Origin of the sequence: Nocardioides sp., assembly GCF_051876515.1 — a bacterium.
In the GTDB taxonomy this organism is placed as follows: Bacteria; Actinomycetota; Actinomycetes; order Propionibacteriales; family Nocardioidaceae; genus Nocardioides.
Map to the genome: position 1 here is coordinate 1 of NZ_JBJEHY010000215.1, position 6,096 is coordinate 6,096.

The 6,096-nt window shown below is 70.4% G+C and carries 5 protein-coding genes; 3 read left to right on the plus strand and 2 right to left on the minus strand.

The genetic code is table 11. The features are described from left to right. Positions 1–222: 222 nt before the first annotated feature. The 3 genes from ACI379_RS15495 (at position 223) to ettA (ending at position 4,226) form a co-directional block, all read left to right on the plus strand. Positions 223–1,878, plus strand: a complete 1,656-nt coding sequence (locus tag ACI379_RS15495) for a YfjP family GTPase (protein ID WP_439793008.1) — start codon at positions 223–225, stop codon at positions 1,876–1,878. A gap of 142 nt (positions 1,879–2,020) precedes the next feature. After that, the gene (locus ACI379_RS15500; RefSeq protein WP_439793009.1) at positions 2,021–2,482 is read left to right on the plus strand and encodes a single-stranded DNA-binding protein; all 462 of its coding nucleotides are present in this window, start codon (positions 2,021–2,023) and stop codon (positions 2,480–2,482) included. A 61-nt stretch (positions 2,483–2,543) separates the two neighbouring features. Further along, complete coding sequence (ettA, locus tag ACI379_RS15505; RefSeq protein ID WP_439793010.1) at positions 2,544–4,226, plus strand: energy-dependent translational throttle protein EttA; 1,683 nt, start codon at positions 2,544–2,546, stop codon at positions 4,224–4,226. Positions 4,227–4,316: 90 nt separating this feature from the next. On the opposite strand, the gene ACI379_RS15510 is transcribed toward ettA, so the two are convergent. Together ACI379_RS15510 and ACI379_RS15515 are read right to left on the minus strand one after the other, a co-directional pair. Continuing rightward, a complete protein-coding gene (locus ACI379_RS15510) occupies positions 4,317–4,805 on the minus strand; it encodes a MarR family winged helix-turn-helix transcriptional regulator (RefSeq protein WP_439793012.1) in 489 nt (162 codons plus the stop codon). 147 nt (positions 4,806–4,952) lie between these two features. Then, the coding region (locus ACI379_RS15515) for an acetyl-CoA C-acetyltransferase (protein ID WP_439793013.1) at positions 4,953–6,096 on the minus strand (1,144 nt) is incomplete at its 5' end.

Genomic DNA, 6,096 nt, shown 5'->3' on the forward strand with positions numbered 1-6,096 from the left:
CCACGGCCTGTTCAGCCGCCAGCTGTTCCTGGGCGACTCCCTCGACGTGGACCGCGAGGGGGCCGAGCGCGTGCGCAACGCCGCCAGGCGTGTCGACGACATCCGCTTCGCCGAGTCCCGCAAGGATGCGGACGACGAGGCGTGAGTGTGTGCCCCGTTGCCCACAACCGGGCTCCGGCCCCCTAGGCTGGGGCCCCACCCTTCACGGACTTGAGGGAGAGAATGTCGTCGTTGCTCGAAGGTGCCAAGAAGTTGGTCACCCGCGGATCCAGCATCGGTGCCCGCATCGACGGTCTCGACGCTGCGATCGAGGCTGCGCACGGTCGCCTCGACGAGGCGACGCTCGAGGAGGCCCGGCGCACCGTCGACCGTGCTGCGAGCCGCATCAAGCTGTCCTCCGAGCACACGGTCGTCGCGCTCGCCGGCGCGACCGGTTCCGGCAAGTCGTCCACGTTCAACGCCCTCACCGAGCTCGAGCTGTCCGCCGTCGGCGTGCGGCGTCCGACCACCTCGTGGGCCACGGCGTGCGTGTGGGGCAAGGAGGGGGCTGAGGAGCTCCTCGACTGGCTCGGCATCCCGCCGCGCCACCAGGTGACCCGCGACTCGATGCTGTCGACGGGCCGGGAGGACGTGACGCTCAACGGCGTCGTGCTCCTGGACCTGCCCGACCACGACTCCACCGAGGTCGCGCACCACCTCGAGGTGGACCGCCTCGTCGAGCTGGCCGACATGCTCGTGTGGGTCCTCGACCCCCAGAAGTACGCGGACGCGGCCATCCACGACCGCTACCTGGCGCCGCTGAAGGCGCACAAGGACATCATGCTGGTGGTCCTCAACCACATCGACACGGTGCCGGAGAACCGTCGCGGCGCGATGCTCGACGACGTACGCCGGCTGCTGGCCGCCGACGGCCTCGACGGGGTGCCGGTCCTCTCCACCAGCGCGCGTGAGGGCTGGGGCATCCAGGACCTCAAGAGCCAGATCGCCAAGCGGGCCAAGGAGAAGCGCGCGACCCGGGCACGTCTGGAGTCCGACCTGCACGCCGCGGCCGAGTCGCTGGCGACGGTGTCCGGCACGGTCGAGCCGCCCAAGCTGAGCACCGAGCGTCGCAAGGCGCTCGACGCCGCGCTCGCGGACGCCGGTGGCGTCCCCACGGTCGTCAAGGCGGTCGAGGACTCCACCCGGATCCGGGCCAACCGGGCGACCGGCTGGCCGGTGGTGGCGTGGCTGTCCAAGATGAAGCCCGACCCGCTCAAGCGGCTCCACCTCGACCTGGGTGCCCTCGGCAAGGAGCTTGTCTCGGTCTCGCGGACCGCGCTGCCCGAGCCGACCCAGGTCCAGCGGGCCCGCGTCGACACCGAGGTGCGCGCGCTGGCCGACGAGCTCGGCGAACCCCTCACCCCTGCCTGGGCGACCGCGGTGCGCAAGGCCTCCACGGCCCGGCTCGACGACCTGGGCGACGGCCTGGACCGCGCCATCGGCGCCACCGACCTCAACGCCGAGCGCATCCCGGTCTGGGCGAGCGCCGTGCGCTTCCTGCAGTGGCTCTTCATCGCGGCCGCCCTCGTCGGGCTGGGCTGGATGCTGCTGCTCGGCCTGGGCACGTACGTCCGCCTCCCCGAGCCGCCCACGCCCGAGGTCGGCGGGTGGCCGTTGCCGCTGCTCCTGCTGGCCGGGGGAGTGGTGCTGGGGATCGCGCTGGCGGCCGTGTGCCGCCTGCTCGTCGCCTCCACCGCGCGCTCGCGGGCCAGGGAGGCCGAGCGGCGCCTCCTGTCCGCCATCGGCGAGGTGAGCCAGGAACTCGTCGTCGACCCGGTGCAGGCCGAGCTGGACGCGTACGGCCGGGTCCGCGAGGGTCTTCTCTCCTCGCTGCGCTGACCCTGCTGCGCCAGGTCTCGTCCACAGGGGCCGTCCCGGCACGGATCTTCTCCACAGGGGCCGCATGCTCTGGTACGCGGTGCTCCCGGCCGTGAGTCTGGTGGTCCCGGGCGGACCGACCGCCCCAGGCCTGGAGGTCCGCATGAACGACACGACCCTGACGCTCACCGGCTGGGTGGGCAGCGACGTCACCGTGCAGCAGGCGGGTGGGCACGCGGTGGCCACCTTCCGTGTGGGGTCCACCCCGAGACGGTTCCGCGACGGCGCGTGGGTCTCCGGGAACACGACGTGGTTCCAGGTCAAGGCGTGGCGCCACGTGGCAGAGCACGTCGCCCGCTCGGTGCACCGCGGTGACCCTGTCATCGTGCAGGGGCGCCTGACCGTCGAGCTGTGGGAGCGCGAGGACGGGGTCAGCGTCTCGCGTCACGTCGTCGTGGCCAGCGCGGTGGGGCACGACCTGGCGCACGGGACGTCCGCGTTCACGAAGGCCGTCCGGACTCCGCACGAGGGTGCCGAGGACCGCGTGGTGTCGCCGGGGCAGCAGTCGCCCGCCGAGGCCACGACCGTGCTCGCGGATGCCCCTCAGGCGCCGCACGCCGCCTGAGCATGGTCCGGCGCACGTCCCGGTTGTGGTCGTGACGCTGCCGCACCATAGGCTCTCCCTCATGGCTGAGTACGTCTTCACGCTGCGCAACGTGCGCAAGGCCCACGGCGACAAGGTTGTCCTCGACAACGTCACCCTGTCGTTCCTCCACGGAGCCAAGATCGGCGTCGTTGGCCCCAACGGCGCCGGCAAGTCCACGCTGTTCAAGATCATGGCCGGGCTCGAGCAGCCCAACAACGGCGACGCGATCAAGGACCCCGACGCCACGGTCGGCATGCTCCAGCAGGAGCCGCCGCTGACCGAGGGCAAGACGGTCCTCGAGAACGTCGAGGAGGCCGTCGCCGAGATCAAGGGCAAGATGAAGCGTCTCGAGGACGCGTACATGGAGATGGGCGACCCCGACGCCGACCAGGACGCCCTGATGAACGAGACGGGCGAGCTGCAGACGTTCCTCGACAACGCCAACGCCTGGGACATCGACAGCCGCCTTGAGCAGGCCATGGACGCGCTGCGCTGCCCGCCGCCGGACGCGCTGGTGGACAACCTCTCCGGTGGTGAGCGCCGACGCGTCGCCCTGTGCAAGCTGCTGCTCGAGCAGCCCGACCTGCTGCTCCTCGACGAGCCCACCAACCACCTCGACGCCGAGTCGGTCCAGTGGCTCGAGGGCCACCTCAAGTCCTACCCGGGCGCCGTCATGGCGATCACCCACGACCGCTACTTCCTCGACAACGTCGCCGAGTGGATCGCCGAGGTCGACCGCGGCTCCATCCACGGCTACGAGGGCAACTACTCCACCTACCTGGAGACCAAGAAGGAGCGCCTCAAGGTCGAGGGCCTCAAGGACGCCAAGCGCGCCAAGATGCTCGAGAAGGAACTCGAGTGGGTGCGCTCCAACGCCAAGGCGCGCCAGACCAAGTCGAAGTCGCGTCTGGCCCGCTACGAGGAGCTCGCGGCAGAGGCCGACAAGGCCCGCAAGATCGACACCGCCGACATCAACATCCCCCCGGGCCCGCGCCTGGGTGACATCGTCCTCGAGGCCAAGAACCTCTCCAAGGGCTTCGAGGGTCGCACCCTGTGGAACGACATCTCGTTCACGCTGCCGCGCGCCGGCATCGTCGGTGTGATCGGCCCCAACGGCGTCGGCAAGACCACCCTGTTCCGGATGATCACCGGCGACGAGACCCCGGACTCGGGTGAGCTGGTCGTCGGCCAGACCGTCAAGATCTCGTACGCCGATCAGAGCCGCGGCGGCATCGACCCCAACAAGAACGTCTGGGAGGTCGTCTCCGACGGTCTCGACTTCATCAAGGTCGCCAACTTCGAGATGAACAGCCGCGCGTACGTCGCGTCGTTCGGTTTCAAGGGGCCCGACCAGCAGAAGAAGTCGGGCGTCCTGTCGGGTGGTGAGCGCAACCGCCTCAACCTGGCGCTGACGCTCAAGATGGGCGGCAACCTGCTGCTCCTCGACGAGCCCACCAACGACCTGGACGTCGAGACCCTCTCCTCGCTCGAGGACGCGCTGCTCGACTTCCCGGGCTGTGCCGTGGTGACCTCCCACGACCGGTGGTTCCTCGACCGCGTGGCCACCCACATCCTCGCCTGGGAGGGTGACGAGACCGACGGTGGCAAGTGGTTCTGGTTCGAGGGCAACTTCGCCTCGTACGAGGAGAACAAGGTCGAGCGCCTCGGTGTCGAGGCTGCGCGTCCGCACCGCGTGACGCACCGCCGCCTCACGCGCGACTGAGACGTCGAAGAGAAGCCCCGCCCGGGCCGCGCACTGCGCGGTTCCCGGGCGGGGCTTCTCGCGTTCCAGAGAGCCCTCAGACGGGGAGGGTCAGCGGATCTCCGCCTCGGGGTGGCGCGAGACGAGGGTGTCGGAGATGGCGTCCATGACGCGGCCCAGGGCCGCGAAGTCCTCGGGCGTGCACAGGTCCACCACGTACCGGCGCACGCTCTCCACGTGGGCGGGGGCGGCCGCCACCAGGATCCGGTACCCCTCCTCGGTCATGGTGGCCACGATGCCCCGGCCGTCGTCGGGTGAGCTGCCGCGTACGACGAGGCCGGCGCGCTCCATCCGGCTGATGGTGTGCGTCACGCGGCTGCGCGAGTGCGCCATCGAGTCGGCGATGTGAGCCATCCGCATGCAGCGGTCGGGGCGCTCGGAGAGGCGTACCAGGATCTCGTACTCGGTGAGGGAGAGCCCCGACTCGCGGCGGAGGTCCTCGTCGAGCCGGTCGAGCAGGAGCGTGACACCCATCATCAGGGCGCGCCACGAGTGCTGCTGGTCCTGGTCGAGCCAACGGGGTTCCCGAGTCGATGACATGGGCGGCACTCTAATCGCAGCTGAGGCCCTCCTTGCGGAGCCTGACCACGTGACCTCGCGCACCGTGACCTGGCCCACCGTGCCCGAACGCGACGACGCCCGACCGCATGAGCGGCCGGGCGTCGTCGGGGGATCAGCGGGTGAGGCTCAGAGGCGCTCGATGACCATGGCCATGCCCTGGCCGCCGCCGACGCACATGGTCTCCACGCCGAACTGCTTGTCCGCCTCGGTGAGCGCGTGGATCAGCGTGTTGGTGATGCGAGCACCGGTCATGCCGAACGGGTGACCCACGGCGATGGCGCCGCCGTGGATGTTGAGCTTGTCCTCGTCGATGCCGAGCTCGCGCGCGGACGGGACGGCCTGCGCGGCGAACGCCTCGTTGATCTCGAAGAGGTCGATGTCGTTGATGCCCAGGCCGGCACGCGAGAGGGCCTGCTTGGTCGCCTCGACCGGGCCCATGCCCATGATCTCCGGGTTGAGGCCGGTGACGCCGGTGGAAACGATGCGGGCCAGCGGCGTGATGCCGAGGTCCTTGGCCTTGGTGTCGGACATGATGACCAGGGCAGCGGCACCGTCGTTGAGCGGGCAGGCGTTGCCGGCGGTCACGGTGCCGTCCGGGCGGAAGATCGGCTTGAGGCCGGCGGTGGCCTCCAGGGTGACGCCCGCGCGCGGACCGTCGTCGGCGGAGACGACCGTGCCGTCAGCCAGGGTCACCGGGGTGATGTCACGGCCCCAGAAGCCGGAGGCGATGGACGCCTCGGCACGGTTCTGCGAACGCACGGCGAAGGCGTCCTGGTCCTCGCGCGAGACACCCATGAAGCGGGCCACGTTCTCGGCCGTCTGACCCATGTCGACGTAGATGTCGGGGACGAGGCCCTCGGTGCGGGGGTCGGTCCAGCCGGTGCCGCCCTCGGCCATCTTGGCGGTGCGCTCCATGCCGGGGAAGGCCAGCGGGTTCTTGGTGTTCTCCATGCCGTCGGCCTTGCCGAGGCCGAAGCGGGAGACGGTCTCGACACCGGCGGAGATGAAGACGTCACCCTCGCCGGCCTTGATGGCGTGGAACGCCATGCGCGTGGTCTGCAGGCTCGAGGAGCAGTAGCGGTTGACGGTCACGCCCGGCAGGTGGTCGAACCCGGCGAGCACCGCGACGGCGCGCGCCATGTTGTAGCCCGACTCGCCCGCGGGCTGGCCACAGCCCAGCATCAGGTCCTGGATCTCGGTCGGGTCCAGCTCGGGCACCTTGGCCAGGGCGGCGTGCACCATCTGCACGGTCAGGTCGTCGGGACGCATG

Bases quoted from the DNA above. Each gene is read 5' to 3' on its own strand.
- ACI379_RS15495 (WP_439793008.1), top strand. From the start codon at position 223: ATGTCGTCGTTGCTCGAAGGTGCCAAGAAGTTGGTCACCCGCGGATCC.
- ACI379_RS15500 (WP_439793009.1), top strand. From the start codon at position 2,021: ATGAACGACACGACCCTGACGCTCACCGGCTGGGTGGGCAGCGACGTC.
- ettA (WP_439793010.1), top strand. From the start codon at position 2,544: ATGGCTGAGTACGTCTTCACGCTGCGCAACGTGCGCAAGGCCCACGGC.
- ACI379_RS15510 (WP_439793012.1), bottom strand. From the start codon at position 4,805: ATGTCATCGACTCGGGAACCCCGTTGGCTCGACCAGGACCAGCAGCAC.